The organism is Muricoprocola aceti (genome assembly GCF_025567005.1).
GTDB lineage: Bacteria > Bacillota > Clostridia > Lachnospirales > Lachnospiraceae > Marvinbryantia > Marvinbryantia aceti.
In genome coordinates, this window is the sequence record NZ_JAOQKE010000002.1 from 156,916 (window position 1) to 173,209 (window position 16,294).

General features: G+C 42.9%; 15 protein-coding genes. 12 read left to right on the top strand and 3 right to left on the bottom strand.

Annotation, left to right across the window (positions count from 1 at the left end):
• Positions 1 to 24 precede the first annotated feature (24 nt).
• The 12 genes from OCV47_RS02880 (at position 25) to OCV47_RS02935 (ending at position 11,634) form a co-directional block, all read left to right on the top strand.
• On the top strand, positions 25 to 2,007 hold the full coding sequence (locus OCV47_RS02880) for an EAL domain-containing protein (protein WP_262653601.1): 1,983 nt from the start codon (positions 25 to 27) through the stop codon (positions 2,005 to 2,007).
• Positions 2,008 to 2,168: 161 nt separating this feature from the next.
• Entirely contained in the window at positions 2,169 to 3,473 is a 1,305-nt protein-coding gene (locus OCV47_RS02885; protein WP_256298742.1) for an ABC transporter substrate-binding protein, read from the top strand.
• Between the two features lie 12 nt (positions 3,474 to 3,485).
• Positions 3,486 to 4,439, top strand: a complete 954-nt coding sequence (locus tag OCV47_RS02890; RefSeq protein WP_262653602.1) for a carbohydrate ABC transporter permease — start codon at positions 3,486 to 3,488, stop codon at positions 4,437 to 4,439.
• 52 nt (positions 4,440 to 4,491) lie between these two features.
• A complete protein-coding gene (locus tag OCV47_RS02895; protein WP_262653603.1) occupies positions 4,492 to 5,313 on the top strand; it encodes a carbohydrate ABC transporter permease in 822 nt (273 codons plus the stop codon).
• A 2-nt stretch (positions 5,314 to 5,315) separates the two neighbouring features.
• Positions 5,316 to 7,196, top strand: a complete 1,881-nt coding sequence (locus OCV47_RS02900) for an HAD-IIA family hydrolase (RefSeq protein ID WP_262653604.1) — start codon at positions 5,316 to 5,318, stop codon at positions 7,194 to 7,196.
• Positions 7,193 to 7,414 (top strand): hypothetical protein, encoded by a 222-nt coding sequence (locus OCV47_RS02905; protein ID WP_262653606.1) that lies wholly within the window; start codon positions 7,193 to 7,195, stop codon positions 7,412 to 7,414. Before OCV47_RS02900 ends, OCV47_RS02905 begins: the two co-directional genes overlap by 4 nt.
• A 39-nt stretch (positions 7,415 to 7,453) precedes the next feature.
• Entirely contained in the window at positions 7,454 to 8,731 is a 1,278-nt protein-coding gene (locus tag OCV47_RS02910; RefSeq protein ID WP_262653607.1) for a GntP family permease, read from the top strand.
• Complete coding sequence (locus OCV47_RS02915; RefSeq protein WP_262653608.1) at positions 8,659 to 9,225, top strand: carbohydrate kinase family protein; 567 nt, start codon at positions 8,659 to 8,661, stop codon at positions 9,223 to 9,225. Before OCV47_RS02910 ends, OCV47_RS02915 begins: the two co-directional genes overlap by 73 nt.
• A 184-nt stretch (positions 9,226 to 9,409) precedes the next feature.
• Positions 9,410 to 9,892 (top strand): RNA polymerase sigma factor, encoded by a 483-nt coding sequence (locus OCV47_RS02920; protein WP_117449369.1) that lies wholly within the window; start codon positions 9,410 to 9,412, stop codon positions 9,890 to 9,892.
• On the top strand, positions 9,882 to 10,478 hold the full coding sequence (locus OCV47_RS02925; RefSeq protein WP_117449368.1) for a hypothetical protein: 597 nt from the start codon (positions 9,882 to 9,884) through the stop codon (positions 10,476 to 10,478). The genes OCV47_RS02920 and OCV47_RS02925 overlap by 11 nt, the downstream gene beginning before the upstream one ends.
• Positions 10,479 to 10,669: 191 nt before the next feature.
• Positions 10,670 to 10,849, top strand: coding sequence for a hypothetical protein (locus OCV47_RS02930; RefSeq protein WP_262653610.1), 180 nt, complete (start codon positions 10,670 to 10,672; stop codon positions 10,847 to 10,849).
• Between the two features lie 53 nt (positions 10,850 to 10,902).
• Complete coding sequence (locus OCV47_RS02935; protein ID WP_262653612.1) at positions 10,903 to 11,634, top strand: hypothetical protein; 732 nt, start codon at positions 10,903 to 10,905, stop codon at positions 11,632 to 11,634.
• A 73-nt stretch (positions 11,635 to 11,707) separates the two neighbouring features.
• On the opposite strand, the gene OCV47_RS02940 is transcribed toward OCV47_RS02935, so the two are convergent.
• The 3 genes from OCV47_RS02940 to OCV47_RS02950 form a co-directional block, all read right to left on the bottom strand.
• A complete protein-coding gene (locus OCV47_RS02940) occupies positions 11,708 to 13,051 on the bottom strand; it encodes an MATE family efflux transporter (RefSeq protein ID WP_262653614.1) in 1,344 nt (447 codons plus the stop codon).
• Between the two features lie 192 nt (positions 13,052 to 13,243).
• Positions 13,244 to 14,572 carry an MFS transporter gene (locus tag OCV47_RS02945; protein ID WP_262653615.1) on the bottom strand — a complete coding sequence of 443 codons (1,329 nt, stop codon included), beginning with the start codon at positions 14,570 to 14,572 and terminating at the stop codon, positions 13,244 to 13,246.
• Between the two features lie 141 nt (positions 14,573 to 14,713).
• On the bottom strand, positions 14,714 to 16,267 hold the full coding sequence (locus tag OCV47_RS02950) for a PucR family transcriptional regulator (protein WP_262653616.1): 1,554 nt from the start codon (positions 16,265 to 16,267) through the stop codon (positions 14,714 to 14,716).
• Positions 16,268 to 16,294: the final 27 nt, after the last annotated feature.

Genomic DNA, 16,294 nt, shown 5'->3' on the forward strand with positions numbered 1-16,294 from the left:
GAAAAGACTAAAGGGAGAAGAAGCGTGAAATTTAATAAGAAACTAATTTATTTATGTAATATACAGCTGGTATTATTCCTGCTGTTTTTACTTGTGGTGGCTTTTCATCTGGATAATCTGATTCATTATGATACTACAGTGGCAGTGCTGGTACGTGTGATACTGATTGGAATTGCCTTATTTGGATGTTCCCTGACGCTGGCCCTGAAAGATTATGTACAGAATATGATGCAGAGCGAAGCAACAGATGCGGTAGGGATCCATAATAAAAAAGCACTGGAAAAGAAGCTGAACCAGATCCAGGAACTGGATGATACTCTGGATGTGGGGATTATGATGTTTGACATGAATGGCCTGAAGTATATTAATGACACCTTCGGTCATGATGAGGGGGATCGTTTTATCAGGACATTTGCAGCATGCCTGACCAGAATCCTGACAGAAAACAGCTTCCTGGCCAGATATGGTGGGGATGAATTTGTTATCATTCAGGAGCATACATCTCTGGACGAACTGGAAAAAATGAATATGCAGCTACAGAAGATTGTGGATGCATATAATATGCAGGCGGTACATGAGATCAGTTATGCAGTGGGCTATGAAGTCAGCTATAAGAATCATTATTATCTGGTGCAGGATTTGATGAAACATGCAGATGAGAAGATGTACCGGGACAAGGCATTTAAGAAAGGCAACAGCAGCAAAATACAGATGGCAAGAACAGTGACGCTGGATGCCGGGCACATGATCACGATGAAAGAGCTGGCCGGAAAGCTGTTTACCCTGAAAAATAATGGGGAAGAACATAAGACTTATATGCTGTTGATGATGGATGTCAAAGACTTTCATCTGATTAATGAGTTATGGGGATATCAGATGGGAAATGAGATTTTGCATTATGTATGCAAGAGACTGGAGGCTTTTCCCAAAGTAGTATTTGCCGGAAGATTTCATTCCGATGTGTTTGTGGCAATCATTGATGTGAGTGGGGAAGATTTTGACAGCTGCAGGCAACTGATTGACAAAAATAATCATGCGATTGCACGCGAGGTACTGGAGAATTATCCAATTCAGTATTTCTCTATGAATACCGGAATTTATTATGATTTGAACAGGGAAGAGAATACGGAAAAAATCATTTCCCATACCAATACAGCACGAAGAAAAGCAAAAGAGCAGGTGGAAGGAATCTGTGCCTATACAGAGGAACTGCAGCAGGCAGAACTGAGGCGTGCGGATGTGCTGCATTCATTCCAGAGTGCATTGGAGAAGCATGAGTTCCAGCTCTATTTTCAGCCCAAGATCTCCGGGAAAGAAGCAGAAATTACCAGTGCAGAAGTACTGGTACGCTGGCAGAGAAGCGACGGGGAGATCTGGGCACCGGACAGATTCATTCCGGTGCTGGAAGAATGCGGAAAAGTAGAACAGTTGGATTTCTATGTATATGAGCAGGCATTTCAGTGGATGGTAAAGCAGAGAGAACAGTCCGCAGGAAAGATAACATTGTCTCTCAATATTTCCCCATGTCATTTCCGCAATATTGAGGCATTTACACAAAAGCTTTTGGCGCTGATCGAAGAATATGGCATAGATACCAGATATCTGGTCTTTGAGATTACAGAAAGTGCCTATATCCGTAACCGGGAGGCGGTAAACCAGATGATCGACATCATGCATCAGTATAAGATTCGCATCTCCATGGATGATTTCGGTTCCGGCTACTCTTCCCTGAATACATTGAAAGACATCGCTTTTGATGAAGTCAAGATAGACAAGCGGTTTCTGGACGGCAGTCTGACGGAAAAGGGACGTATTGTATTACAGGAGATCTTCCATCTGTTAAAACGAACCGGGAAGAGTATAGTCTGCGAAGGTGTAGAGACCAAAGAAGCCGCAGATTTTTTGATTCAGGAAGGGTGTGACGAACTGCAGGGTTATTACTATTACCGGCCGATCTGTATGCAGGAGTTTGAAGAAGTAGTAAAAGTAAAAAATGCTGTTCCATAGTCTGGTTAGATAGTGGAATGGCATTTTCAGTTCAGAACTTCACAGAATTTTTACAATCTTTTCCATAGATTTTACAGAAACTTTACCCCACTATGATAGTGGGGTAAAATTTTTTTCTTTATACTGGATTCATCTGATAACGATCAGGAGAGGAGAAAAAGATGAAGAAAAAAATTTGTATGCTTCTGGCAGGAACGATGCTGGCAGGCAGCCTTGGAACCACAGGATTCGCACAGGAAGAAACGACAACAACAGAACCAATGGAACTGACCATGTATTTCCCAGTTTCTGTAGGAGGCGGTCCGGATGCACTAATTGATGATCTGTGTGCGCAGTATCATGAAGAAAATCCGAATATTACCGTGACACCGGTTTATGCGGGAAGTTATGCAGATACCAGAACAAAAGTACAGGCGGCCATCAAAGGCGGCAATACACCGGATCTGGCGATTATGTTTTCCATAGATTTGTATTCTCTGCTGGCTATGGATGCCATTGCAGACATTGACAGCTTCTGTACCACAGAAGAAGATCAGGAATGGCTGAATGGATTTTACGATGGATTCATGATGAATAGCCGTGACGGAGAGACCACTTATGGTATTCCGTGGCAGAGAAGTACTATTGTCCTCTACTATAATAAAGACGCATTTGAAGCAGCCGGTCTGGATCCGGAACAGCCTCCAACAACCTGGGATGAACTGTATGAAGATGCACAGAAGCTGACGATTACCGAAAACGGACAGACCACCCAGTACGGTATTCAGATTCCATCTGATGGTTATGCATACTGGATGCTTCAGACATTCTGTGTACAGCAGGACGGATTCAATCTGATGAATGATACTGGAACAGAGACCTATTATGACGATGACCGAACAGCAACCGGGTTGAAATTCTGGAAGAGCCTGTCAGAGGATGGATCACAGCCATCTGGTATCGTAGCATGGGCAACCACACCTTCTGATTTTCTGGAAGGAAAAACAGCCATGATGTATCACACAACCGGTAACCTGACCAATGTGAAGAACAATGCTACTTTTGATTTTGGTGTGGCAATGCTTCCGGAAAATGAATCCTTCGGTTCTCCGACAGGTGGCGGGAACTTCTATATTTTCAAGGGGGTATCAGAAGAACGCCAGCAGGCAGCTTTTGATTTCATTAAATGGATGACAGATGATGAACGTGTAGCTCAGTGGAGCATTGATACCGGATATGTGGCAACCAGACCAAGCGCTTATGAAACAGACCGTATGAAAAAATATGCAGAAGAATTCCCATACTGCCTGGTAGCAAGAGATCAGCTGGAATATGGATATGCAGAACTGTCCACTTACAATCAGGCAGAAGTACAGAAAGCCATTGATGATGCCATTTCTTATGTGATGACTGATCAGCAGGATGTAGAAACAGCACTGGCTGCCGCACAGCAGACTGCAGATGGTATTCTTCAGGCATACAGATAACAGGAGGACCCTATGAGTACAACGCAACAGGTACTTGCCGGTCCGGTCATACAGTCAGGGACATCTCGGGTGTCCCTGACTGTGATTCAGGAACGGGCAAGAAAAAAGAAATGGAGAACCAGTATAAGGGCATGGATGTTGCTATTGCCATCCCTGATTTTCCTTGGGATCTTTACCGTATATCCGATTATACAGAGCTTGATTTCCAGTTTTTATAAAGATGATCTGTCTACGGTACAGCCGGTATTTACAGGACTGGCAAATTATCAGGCACTGCTTACGGACCCGGTATTCTGGGAATGTATGAAGAACAATCTTTTGATTGCAGTGGTGACGGTTCCGGCCAACATTTTACTGGGTGTGGCAATGGCATCCTTTTCCAATTCTCTTGGAAAATGGGGAAAGACCGTGACCAGAATCGGATTCATCTATCCGACCTTTATTCCTCTGGTAGCGGCAGCCAATATCTGGATGTTTATCTATACACCGATTTATGGACTTTTGGGATACATTAATTCCAGCTGGCGGCTTCTGGCAGACGGAAAGACTGCAATCTGGGCGATTATTGTTATGCTGATCTGGAAACAGGCAGGCTATCTGATGTTATTTTATATTGCCGGATTAAACGGTATTTCAAAAGAAGTGTTTGAAGCAGCAGAAATAGATGGTGCAACTGGATTTCGCAGATTTAAGGCCATTACCTGGCCACTGTTAAAACCGACTACCATGTATGTATTTATTATTGCACTGACCAGTGCTTTTAAGACTGTAGATCACTTATATATTATGACAAAGGGTGGCCCCGGCAATGCAACAAACATGCTGCTGTTTTACATTTATCAGACCGGATTTGATTACTGGAACAACGGAAAAGCATCTGCAATGACAGTGATACTGGTAGGAATTCTGCTGATTGTGACAGCAGTAAAATTCTTCTATGATGACAGACATGCTTATTACAACTAGTACATCATACAAAAATTAACCGTACTAGACATGAGAAAATGAGGAAAGAAAAATGATGAAGAAATTGAGTATCGGAGATATTTTTTACCGTTCTCTGATGTGGATTCTGATGACAGTATCTGTGATTCCTCTGATCTGGGTTATCCGGACTGCATTTATCCCATCAGGGAAAGCGTTGAATCTTTTCGCGCTGGCAGCACCCACACTGGAAAATATCCGTCACGTATTTGAGACGGTTCCTTTTTTACAATATTATGGCAACACAATTCTGATCACCTTACTGGTGCTTGTAGTGCAGCTGGTATTGGTTACATTTGCAGGGTATGCCTTTGCCAGAATGGACTTCTATGGAAGCAAAGTACTTTTTGTGATTTTTCTGGCACAGATGATGATTGCACCGGAAGTATTGATTCTGCCAAACTACAGCCTGATGGTAAAACTTGGCTTAAATGACAGCCGGATCGGAATCGCTCTTCCGTTTTTTGCATCGGCTATGGGAACACTGATTGTTCGACAGACGATCAAGACCATTCCCTATGAACTGGAAGAGGCAGCCCAGGTAGAGGGCGCATCTTTTATGCAGATTATCACGAAAGTCTATGTACCGCTGCTCAAACCGGCGTTCGTGGCGTTTGGTATGATTTCTGTATCCTATCAGTGGAATAACTTCTTATGGCCATTGGTTATGACGGATTCTGTATCTAAAAGACCATTGTCTCTGGGACTTGCCATGTTTGCCATGTCCTTTGAGACTGGTGCACAGTGGAGTGATGTCAGTGCAGCTACATTTCTGGTGTGTGCACCGCTTCTGATTCTGTTTGTAGTATTTCAGAAACAGTTTATTGAGAGTTTTGTACATTCGGGGATTAAATAGTGATGAAAAAAAGATTATTTATTATGGATATCGACGGAACCCTGGCATTGGGGAAACAGCTTATAGACGGTGCTGCCGAACTGATTGAAGAGATTCACAGACAGCACGGAATCTGCTGTTATTTTACGAACAATTCATCCAGAGGTGTGGCAGAATATGTGGATAAGTTTCAGAACTGGGGAATCCGGGTATCGGAGGAGGAATTTGTCACAGCCGGTACATTTGCAATCTCGGTACTGAAAAAACAATACGGTGACCAGAAAATTTTTGTATTTGGAACCAGAGCATTTCTGTGGGAGTGCCGCAGAATGGGATTGAATGTGACAGAGCGGGAAGAAACAGGCATCGCAGCAGTGCTGACCACCTATAACCGGGAACTGACCTATGAGACACAGACCACGGTGTGCCGGGTGCTGCAGAAGTATAAAGTTCCATGGTATGCGACAAATGAAGATCTGTGTTGTCCTTATGAAGATGGCATCATGTTACCGGACTGCGGGGCAATCAGTTATATGATATCTCTTGCGGTAAACCGCAAGCCACAGTTTCTGGGCAAACCACATCCGGAGATGGCAGAATATGTTCTTGAAAAATATGACTGTACCAGAGAAGAAGCACTTCTGGTGGGAGACCGGTGCTATACGGATATTGCCTGCGGACAGCAGGCTGGAATTGCTACCTGCCTGGTTTTAACCGGAGAAGAGAAAAATGCCAGAAACAAGGCCGATATCTGTCTGAATTCCGTAAAAGATCTTGCGAAAATATTGAAAAGGCAAAGACTGAATAATTCAGAAGAATTCCCAACGCATAACTGGATACAACAAAGCGCAACAGAAAACAAAGAAGGTATACAGGAAATATATGAGGGCTTGCAGCAGGAGCAGATTTTTGCGGAAGAGAGCCGATGGTACCGTGGAGATCTTCATATTCATACGACCATGTCAGACGGACATGACACTCCAAGAGAGATGAAGATCAGGGCAGAAAAAGAAGACCTGGATTTTTATGCGGTTACCGATCACAATGTGTGGCAGAAAAAATGGCCACTGACCAGTTGTATGGTGTTGCCTGGGATGGAGATGACGCAGGAGATTGGACATGCTAACCGGATCAAAGTGGGAAACCATGAGATCTTCAGTCTGAACCATCCATTTCTGGATCAGTGGAGCTGGAAATGGATGGATTTAAAGCTGTCAAAACTGACTTGTCTGGAGGTGGATAATAATCCTACGTTTGAGCACGATGCAAACCAGCATGCAGAAAAAGCCAATAAAAAAGCAGTGGCTTTATCAGATCTTCTGTGGGCTGACGGTCACAGGATCTGTGCGGTAGGCGGAAGTGATGTGCATCTGAAAGAAACAGAACATTATGGAGATGCAGCTGTGTCACCAAAACCGGGAGACCCTTCTACATGGTGTTATATGGAAGAGATGACACCGGCACAGTTTCTGAAGAGCATACAGGCTTGTCACGTCTATGTAACCAGAAACTGCGAAGTACAATTTTTCTGTGAATGCTATAAGGCATCCGGAGAGCGGATACCGGGCGCATATCGTTTCGGGGACAGACTGCCGGATCAATGCGCAATTATGGGATTCGAACTGAAGATAAAAACCAGAGAACGAAATGCGCAGGTTTTTTATCTGAATGATGGGGAAAAGATGGTGCTGCTGGAAGAAGTACGAAAAGATGGATGGAGACAATACAATGGAACGATTACTTTTTCGGCGCAGGAAACCTATCACTGGATAAGGTTTGGCGCAGAAACAAGAAAAGGAATTCTGCTCTTTTACGCCAATCCATTCACCAGAGGAGAAAAGAAGCCGGAGCTCCTGACATTTGGGGATGCAAGTTCCCACTTGGACTTGCACCAGATCCAATGAATGAAGAAATAGGGGAACAGTTCAGTGATATCGTAGTCGGAAAGCCGGAGACATTTAAAGATCAGCTGAAACCAATTTTGTCCAATGAGCGTTTGTTCTTCACTGATCTTTATAAAGATGGCATTGGGGAAAAGATTGAAGAAATGTTCCGTGAAATGATTGCAGGGATTGCAGGACCGGGTGCAGTAAAAGCAACAATCCACAAATATGTTCACTAATATGTTCACTAATCAGAAAAGATACGGAAGGAAATAAAAATGTCAGAAACAGTATTTGCAGCAGATCCGGCAAGACTGCTGATTGCAGCCGCAGCAGGAATTATACTATTATTACTGCTGATTATCAAATTTAAAATTCATCCAGTACTGTCTCTGCTGATTTCTGCGCTGGTTATCGGTCTCGGAGCTGGGATGTCAGCTCCGATTTTGGTAAACACAGTAGAAAAAGGTGCAGGAGAGACCCTGCAGGGAATCGTATTACTGATTGGTCTGGGATCCCTGTTTGGAGGAATACTGGAAATATCGGGTGGAGCACAGTGCGTTGCGCAGACTCTGGTAAATCGGTTTGGTGAGAAAAAAGCAGGGATTGCGCTTGGGATTACCGGACTTGTAGTTGGGACGAGCGTGTTTTTTGAGGCAGGAGTTGTGATTCTGATTCCACTTGCTTTTGGACTGGCAAAGAAAACAAAAAAATCAACGTTGTATTATGTGATTCCCCTTCTTGCAGGTCTTGCAATAGGATTTGCTTTCATACCTCAATCAGCAGGATCGGTCCTGGTCGCTAATATGCTTGGAGTAGATTTGGGAGTTATGATCGCAGTTGGCGTGCCGACTGGAATTTTATCACTTATTTTTGCCGGAATTATATGGTCTAAATTTATCGGAACCAGAATCCATACCGGACTGCCAACCACAGTTTCAGAAGTAAGGGAAGAGGAAGAAGCGAATCTTCCACAATTTTCAACCGTTATTGAGATCATTCTTGTTCCGCTGGTACTCATTCTGTGCAGTACACTTTCAGAATATATTCCGGTGTTTTACAGAATACGGCCAGTACTGGAATTTATCGGAACACCATTTGTAGCACTGATCATTGCGGTCTTGTTTGCAATGTATTTTCTTGGAAAAAAACAGGGATATGATGGAGAACAGCTGAAAAAGATCATGGACAGATCCCTTCGACCGACAGGACAGATCCTTTTAGTAATTACCGGAGGTGGGATTATCCGCTGGGTGCTTCAGAACTGTGGAATGGGAGATATCATCGGACCAGCCCTGCAAGAGAGCGGACTTCCGCTAATTTTAGTTGCATTTCTGATCGCAGCTCTCGTAAGAGCATCTGTAGGTGCGGCAATGGTATGTGCAATTACTGGTGGTGCAACTGCATTCAGCCATGTGAATGATTCTGGTTTCTGGCTGGTAAGTTCCTTGCTTGAAATCGATGAGAAGACAACCTTAAAATCATGGGCGATGATGGAGACGATTATTGGATTTACCGGTCTTATCTGCGCTTTGGTTATCAGCATATTTGCTTAGGAGGAAATGATGATTGGAAAGAAAAAGGAAGTATTATCTCGTATGATCCCAATTACAGAGCTTCATTATGGCAGGATGAGGAGACTGCAAAGAAACATATGCGAAGCCTGGTTCCTTACGTGGATATCATGAAAATATCAGATGAAGAAACGAAACTGTTGACTGACAAAGAAAGTCCGGAAGAAGCAGCAAAAATTTTGTTCCAGAAAGGTGTTAAGATCGTTATAGTTACACTTGGAAGTGATGGAGCATATCTGTATTGCCAAGATGGCGGCGTATATATTCCCGGATTTCTAAGCAAAGCCGTGGATACTAATGGTGCAGGAGACTCGTTCGTGGGAGGTTTTTTATATTGTATCAGCAAAGATGGAAAGAGACCAGAAGTTTTTACCATGGATGAATTGGAAGAGTATGTACGGTTTGGTAATGCAGTGGCAAGTCTTTGCGTAGAGAAAAAGGTGCGATCCCGGCAATGCCGACACTTGCACAAGTAGAAAAACAGATCAAATATGCAAAAGCTGAATGATAAAAAATAGGCATAAAGCGAGGCTCTGTTGAAAAACTGAGGCTGCCGTGTTCACTAAAATTAAGTGAGACGGCAGTTTTTTCTGTAACCTTTTCATCTGCTCATTTGTATTATAATTGAAGGTACCTGAAACAGAACAAAGGGGAGTACTCATGAGACAACCAGTACAGGAACTGATAGAGCGTTACCAGAAGAATCTTTACGCTGCTGCATTTAACATCTGTAAGAATCAGATGGATGCGGAGGATGTGGTTCAGGAGACGTTCGTTCAGTATTATACAACAAAGAAAGAATTTGAAAGTGAGCAGCATATCAGGGCATGGCTTTTACGAGTTGCGATTAATAAAGCAAAGAATCTTACTGTGACGTTTTGGAAAAAGCATAAATGTTCTCTGGAAGATTATATGGAAACACTGACATTTCCAGATCCACAATCCAGAGATCTGTTTGAAGAAGTCATGAAGCTTCCAGAGAAATATCGGATTGTGATTCATCTGTTTTATTACGAAGATTATTCGGTGCGGGAAATTGCCGATATTCTGAAATTATCAGAGAGCAACGTGAAAGTGCGGCTTTCCCGTGGACGGGCTATGCTGAAGGATTCATTGAAGGAGGAATGGGAAGATGACGAATAAAGAAAAGTATAAGGACGCATTTTCTGCATTAGAGCCTCGTGAATGCTCATTTCAGGAGGTAGAACAGATGGCAGCTTTACAGAAAAAAATAAAAATGAAGATAGCAGCAGCTATAGTAACAGGCTGTGTCCTTCTTGGTGGAACTGGGACAGCCTATGCCATGAATGTGGGCGGAATTCAGCGCATGGTACAGATCTGGATGCATGGAGAACGAACGGATGCGGTGCTGGATGTGACCGATGACGGAACCGGTTACAGTATCACATGGAAGGATGAAAATGGAAAAGAAAGAGAAGTCAGCGGAGGAGGAATCGCCTATGAAGCAAATGGGAAAGAGCGTCCACTGACCGCGGAAGAATATCTGGAAGAATGGGATTCACCAGATGTGGAATATCTGGATGATGGAAGCGTCTGGGTATATTATCGGGATCAGAAAATTGACATCACAGATAAATTTGATGAAGACGGTATCTGTTATGTTCAGGTAAAAGACGGAAAAGATCCGATTTATATGACCATCAAATACCAGAATGGATGGGGATGCGACAGTAAGAAGTATCCGGATCCGAAAGAACTGTGGGGATAAAGACAGATTCGAAACAAGCATTTACAAAAGTTTTATATTTGAAAGTCCAGTGCTATGTTATAATCAGTACAGGAGGTAACTGAGAGAAATACGTTACAAAAGATAATATCTGAATAAAAAACAGATCAAATATGCAAAAGATGAATGATAAAAAGTACATGAGACAGTAAAAAACAACAAGGAGCGAACTCATGGAGAATAGTACCATATTTGATGATGTTTTTCAGACTATAAAAGAGAAAATGCCGGAACTGGTAATACCGTTGATTAACGAAGCATTCGGAACTACATATGCATTGGATGCACCGATTTTGCGAGGTGAAAATGAGCATCATACCGCCAATGGAAAATCATTACTGATTCTTATTTGATTATTGGATCGCGAAAATATCATCTGGAATGTCAGAGTACAGAAGACAGTACGATGATTCTGCGGATGATCGAATACGATTTTGCAATTGGGCTAGAATATGCAGAAAAAGAAGAGGGGATCTATCAGATCCGTTTCCCGCATTCCTGTGTATTATATTTACGTGGAGACAATCCAAAAGACTGTATGGTTCTGAAATTAGTATTCCCAGATGGACAATCAGTAGATTACAAGGTGCCAGTGCTGAGAATGCAGTGGTATTCACTGGAAGAACTGTTAGAAAAAAATCTGGTGATGCTGTTGCCGTTTTATATCATCCGTTATGAAAAGCTGAGAGAACAGTTGGAGATGGATGGGACGTTAAGAAAAGAGCTGTATACGGAATACAGAAATATAGAAAGGTACCTCGAAAAGCTCTTTTTACAAAATGGTCAGGAAAAAAGCTTCCGGGATATGATGGAATTAATCAACCGGATTACAGGTTACATTTTCTCAAAATCGGAAAAAATCAAAGAAGGGTTAGGTGAGATTATGGGAGGACAAGTGCTGGAACTGGAATCAGACAGACTGATAAAAAAAGGAGAACAGATCGGATTAGCACGGGGATCTATCGAAAAGCTGGCTGAACTGGTAGCAAAAAGAATGCGAAAGGGAGACACAGCGGAGCAGATAGCAGAATTGTTAGAGGAAGATCAGCAATTGATTCAGAAAATATATACACTTATTCAAGAAAATGGGATAGACTGTGAAGCTTCTGTAATCAGTGAAAGAGTATTAGAAAAGTAACAATAAATAGTGGGAGCTGCCATTTCATTTAAGATTTCAATGAAATGGCAGCTCTTTTCTGCCTAAATCAAGATTATGGCGCAGTCTGTAACTTCCGGTAATGGTGAATGAAAAACAGATTTCCGCAAATGGCGGTCAGGATCCATGCACTGACATAGACCAGATACAGGGACTGCAATGTATGGAAGTAAGCAAATACGGTATAGATCCAGATAACGCGGAAAACTACGGATCCCAGAATGACGATCAGGGTCGGTTCTATACTCTTTCCAAGGCCTCTTGCTGCGGCAGTGGCATTATCCATAAAAGCAGAAACACAGTAGCACAGGCCCATGATAGAGATACGGACACGTGCATATTTCATTACATCAGGATCACTGGTAAACAGTGACAGGAATGGCTTTTGTAGAATGAAAATACACAGCCCCAGGATCAGTCCTACCAGAAAAGAATACAAGGTAGTGATCAGGTAGGAGTGCCAGATTCGTTTCTTTTTTCCGGCTCCCAGATTCTGGGCAATAAAGCTGGTACATGCTGTGTAAAAAGCAGCCATCATATTGTAAACCAGAGTATCGGCATTGGAAGCTGCTGAATTGCCTTCTACAATCACATGGTCAAAGCTGTTTACCGCGGTCTGGATACAGAGATTGGCAACAGCAAACAGAGAGTACTGCACAGCACTTGGTACACTGATTTTCAGAATTTGGCCTGCAATGGCACGGTCAAATGAGATCTCACGAATACGTAGACCATAATCTTGTTTACACTGAAGCAGGAATTTAAGAACCAGGAATGCAGAGATATACTGGGAGATAATGCTGGCCAGAGCCACGCCCAGTACACCCAGATGAAATACCAGTACAAAGATCAGATTCAGTATCACGTTGATCACACCGGCAATCGACAGATAGGTCAGTGGCCGCTTTGTATCGCCAATGGCACTTAAAATAGCATTTCCATAGTTATAGATCGCAAGGGCCGGAGAGCCGCACAGATAGACAGTCAGATAAAGTGCAGCTCCATCAATCAGCTCCGGCTTGGTATTCATTAAAGTCAGAAGAGGTCTTGTAAAAAACAGTCCGCTTAGAAGAAGCAAAATACCTGCAGCCAGGCAAATCAGAATGGCTGTATGCACAGTTTCCCTTACTCGCTCGCTGTCACGAGATCCGACAAAGAGAGCGGTAACAGCATTTACACCACTGGCCATCCCCAGCAAAATTCCGGTAGTCAGTGTCACAATAATCGTGGTAGATCCCACAGCGCCCAGCGCAATGGCACCGACAAAACGACCGATAACTGCCACATCCGCCATATTAAAAAATACCTGCAGCAGGTTGGAAAACATCAGTGGGATCGAAAAAACAAATATTTTTTTCCACAGAGAACCTGTGGTCATGTCCATTTCATGTGTGTTCATAATATATCCCTTCAAGAATTGGTTTGCACATTCACATTTTGGTCAGTGCTGAATATGTGCCACTGGCACATGGCACCTTTCGCATGAAAGTTCTTGCATATGTTAGCACATTGAATATAGATTTACAATTAAAAATAGCAGAAAAAAACCGGTGCCTGTCAAGTAAAAACAGGCACCGGATGAGAGGGCACACTAAACGTTGGAAGTTTCATCCAGCCGATAGGTAAAGAGCACAAGAATCCCCAAAATGACAAAAGCGGCAGGGGCTACGGTCATCATCAGATTGATGGATTTCAGGGTGGCAGCATTCTGTATCTGATTTGCTACATAACCGGTAGCATTCAGAACTACTCCGATCAGGGCTGCGCCAATAGATCCGCCGGCTTTGAAAGCGAAGGAAGCCATGGCAGCCAGGAATCCGTCGATGCGGATTTTATCTCTGCGCTGTGAATAATCCGTAGCATCTGGAATCATACTGAAGATCAGAGCGGTAAACAATCCGGAACCCAGTCCGTTGACAGCGGTGAGGATATAAAAACCAGTATTTGGACATGGAATGAAATATTGCAGGATCATAGATCCGGCCAGGAGATAAAAAGCAATTCGTGCAGCTTTTGCCTTGGATTTCACAAGCTGATACAGGTAAGGTGCAGCAAAGGCCCCCACAATTCCCAGAACCGCACTGATGGTGTTAAAGATCTGGAAAATAGAAAAGTTTCCTGCATAGTAAGTAAAATAATAGGTAGCGATAGTCTGACGTCCCTGCATCTGCAGCCCGTGACAGAACATACAGACAATCACGGCAAGAATTGCTTTGTTATGAAACAGGGCACGGAACTGAGTCTTCAGAGAAATCTTTTCTTTGGCATCGGAAGTAATGACTTCACGGCTTTTGACAGCGGTGATCAGAATCAGAACCACGCCGATTGTGGCTGTGACGATTACGCCGGTCAGATAACCGGATGCTGGTGCACTATCCTGATATTTACTGATAAAATGTACAGTCAGGTATCCCATCAGCAGCATTCCGACAGATTGCATAACAGTACGGTAACCGGATGCTTTGGTACGGATCATGCTGTCCGGCGAGAGACAGCCGCCAAGGGCCAGATAAGACATATAAAATAAAGTAGAAAATGTTACGGCAACCATATAGGTTACATACATATAGACAATCTTTCCGGCAAAGTTCATATCCGGGTGTGCCCAGAAAAGAAGAGCTGTGCTGACGGCTAATCCAATACCGCCTATAGCGATCCATGGACGGTATCGTCCATAGCGGCTTTTCGTTTTATCCATCATAGATCCAAGAAGAGGATCATTGATGGCATCATAGAGCCTTACGACAAGAAGCAGTACAGATACATATGCAGTCGGGATTCCCACCACATCGGTATAAAAGATCATGACATAGGCAGAGATCCAGTAGAAGATGAACTGATATCCTGCATCACCAACAGCAAAGGCAGCATACCTTTTTGCCGGAAAACCAGGATTTTTAGAGTTGTGTTGCTGTTTCATAGTAAAATCCCCCATTTCTTTTGCAGTACATGAAAAGTATTAGATACCAATTATTGTACTGAAAAGAAATGAGGAAAGAAATACGTAATAGCGTGAGAGTTTTGGAATGTTTTACGACTAAATGTCGGATGAATGAAAAAGCTATTTGATCTCATGGGAACCCATCTGCTCCAAAAGAAGCATGGATAGCTGATAAAAAATGCGTTTTTCAGGATCATCCAGATCTATATGAAACAGGGCTTCCATCTTTTCCATACGGTATAACAGGGTCGTACGGTGAATGAACAACTTTTTGGCTGTTAATACGGGCTGCATATTGTTAGCCAGATAAGTTTTCAAAGTATTGTAGTATTCTGAGTTATTTTTTTCATCATAAAAGTGCATTTGAAGAACCTCTGGTGCACACAGCATATTGGCGGGGAGCTCATCAGTACATTTTTCCAGAATGTATTTGTCTGCAATATCCTGAAAATGATGGATCCATTTAAATGGAGTATAGCGCAGGCCAATGTCCAGGGCACGTTCTGCCTGAATATACAGAAGCTGGAAAATATGCATAAATCCAGAGTAGGAGTTACTGATACCTGCTTTCAGATTATTATCCCGGACAAATTCTTTGATTGCATCAATAGCAGAATCGCTAGAAGAGGCATCTGCGCCAAGATTTACATACATAGTAATGTCTCGCTGAAACTCAAAGATGCAGGAGGAACGTACCAGCTGCTTTAATTCTGAAATCAGTGCTTTAACGGTGTAATTCTGCACGTCCAGCTTGTCAACCATAAATTTGATACAAAGATAGTAGTTATCAGGAATCCAGTCGTATACAGCCATAGTGCGGTTAAAAGTATAGTCATCTATAAGTTGATGATCCAACATCTTATAAAGCACAGTTTCCAGTGTGCTGACAGAGCTGTCCCCCAGGTTTTCTGCCTGAAAAAGAGAAAACTGGATATACTGGGCGAGAATCTCCAGCAGATGCAGATCACTGGAATGAAAAGGACGTATGACTTCTGCTACCAGAATGCGGAACAGGAGCTTCTGATTGTCGAAAATGTTCTTATAGATGGTTCGGGTACCGGTGGCATGGGATGGAAATACGGTGGCCTCGTGAATCTTGAAAGTATTACGATAAGCCTCATCTTCCATAAAGGTACTCAAAATCTCATCTTTAGAGCCTTCTGAAAGTAAGTAACTATATTTCTTATCCTCATCCATGAAACTGGAATGTGCAATGAATTTAAAATCGGCACCATGAACCAGAAGCGGGTTCACGAACATATTCCGACTGCAGTCCAGAAGCACATTCAGATTGGCACCATTGCGGCTTAGTTGGTTCAACTGCTGGATCCAGTCTTCGTATTCGTCATAAAGGTGTTGAATAGTGTTAAACACTTCCTGCATATCGGTGTTTGGCCAGAAGACAATGGCACAGTCATACAACTCTTTTTCCTCATCTGTGAGGATAGAGGTGGTCATAAGCAGAGAATGAAGGTGTACTTTAGAATGAGGAAACATAGCCTTTGGTATAGCTTTATCCCCGGTATGCACATAAACCAGATGACTGTCTGGCTGGGTGCGTTCGGTTACCAGAACCGGTCGTTTCAGGTGAAACACATCATCAATCTTACCATAAATTGTAAAAATATAATTTCCCTGCAGGCTTCCTGTAATGATAGAACTACACAAATCCATATACTCATCTCCCATAGTGTGCACAAT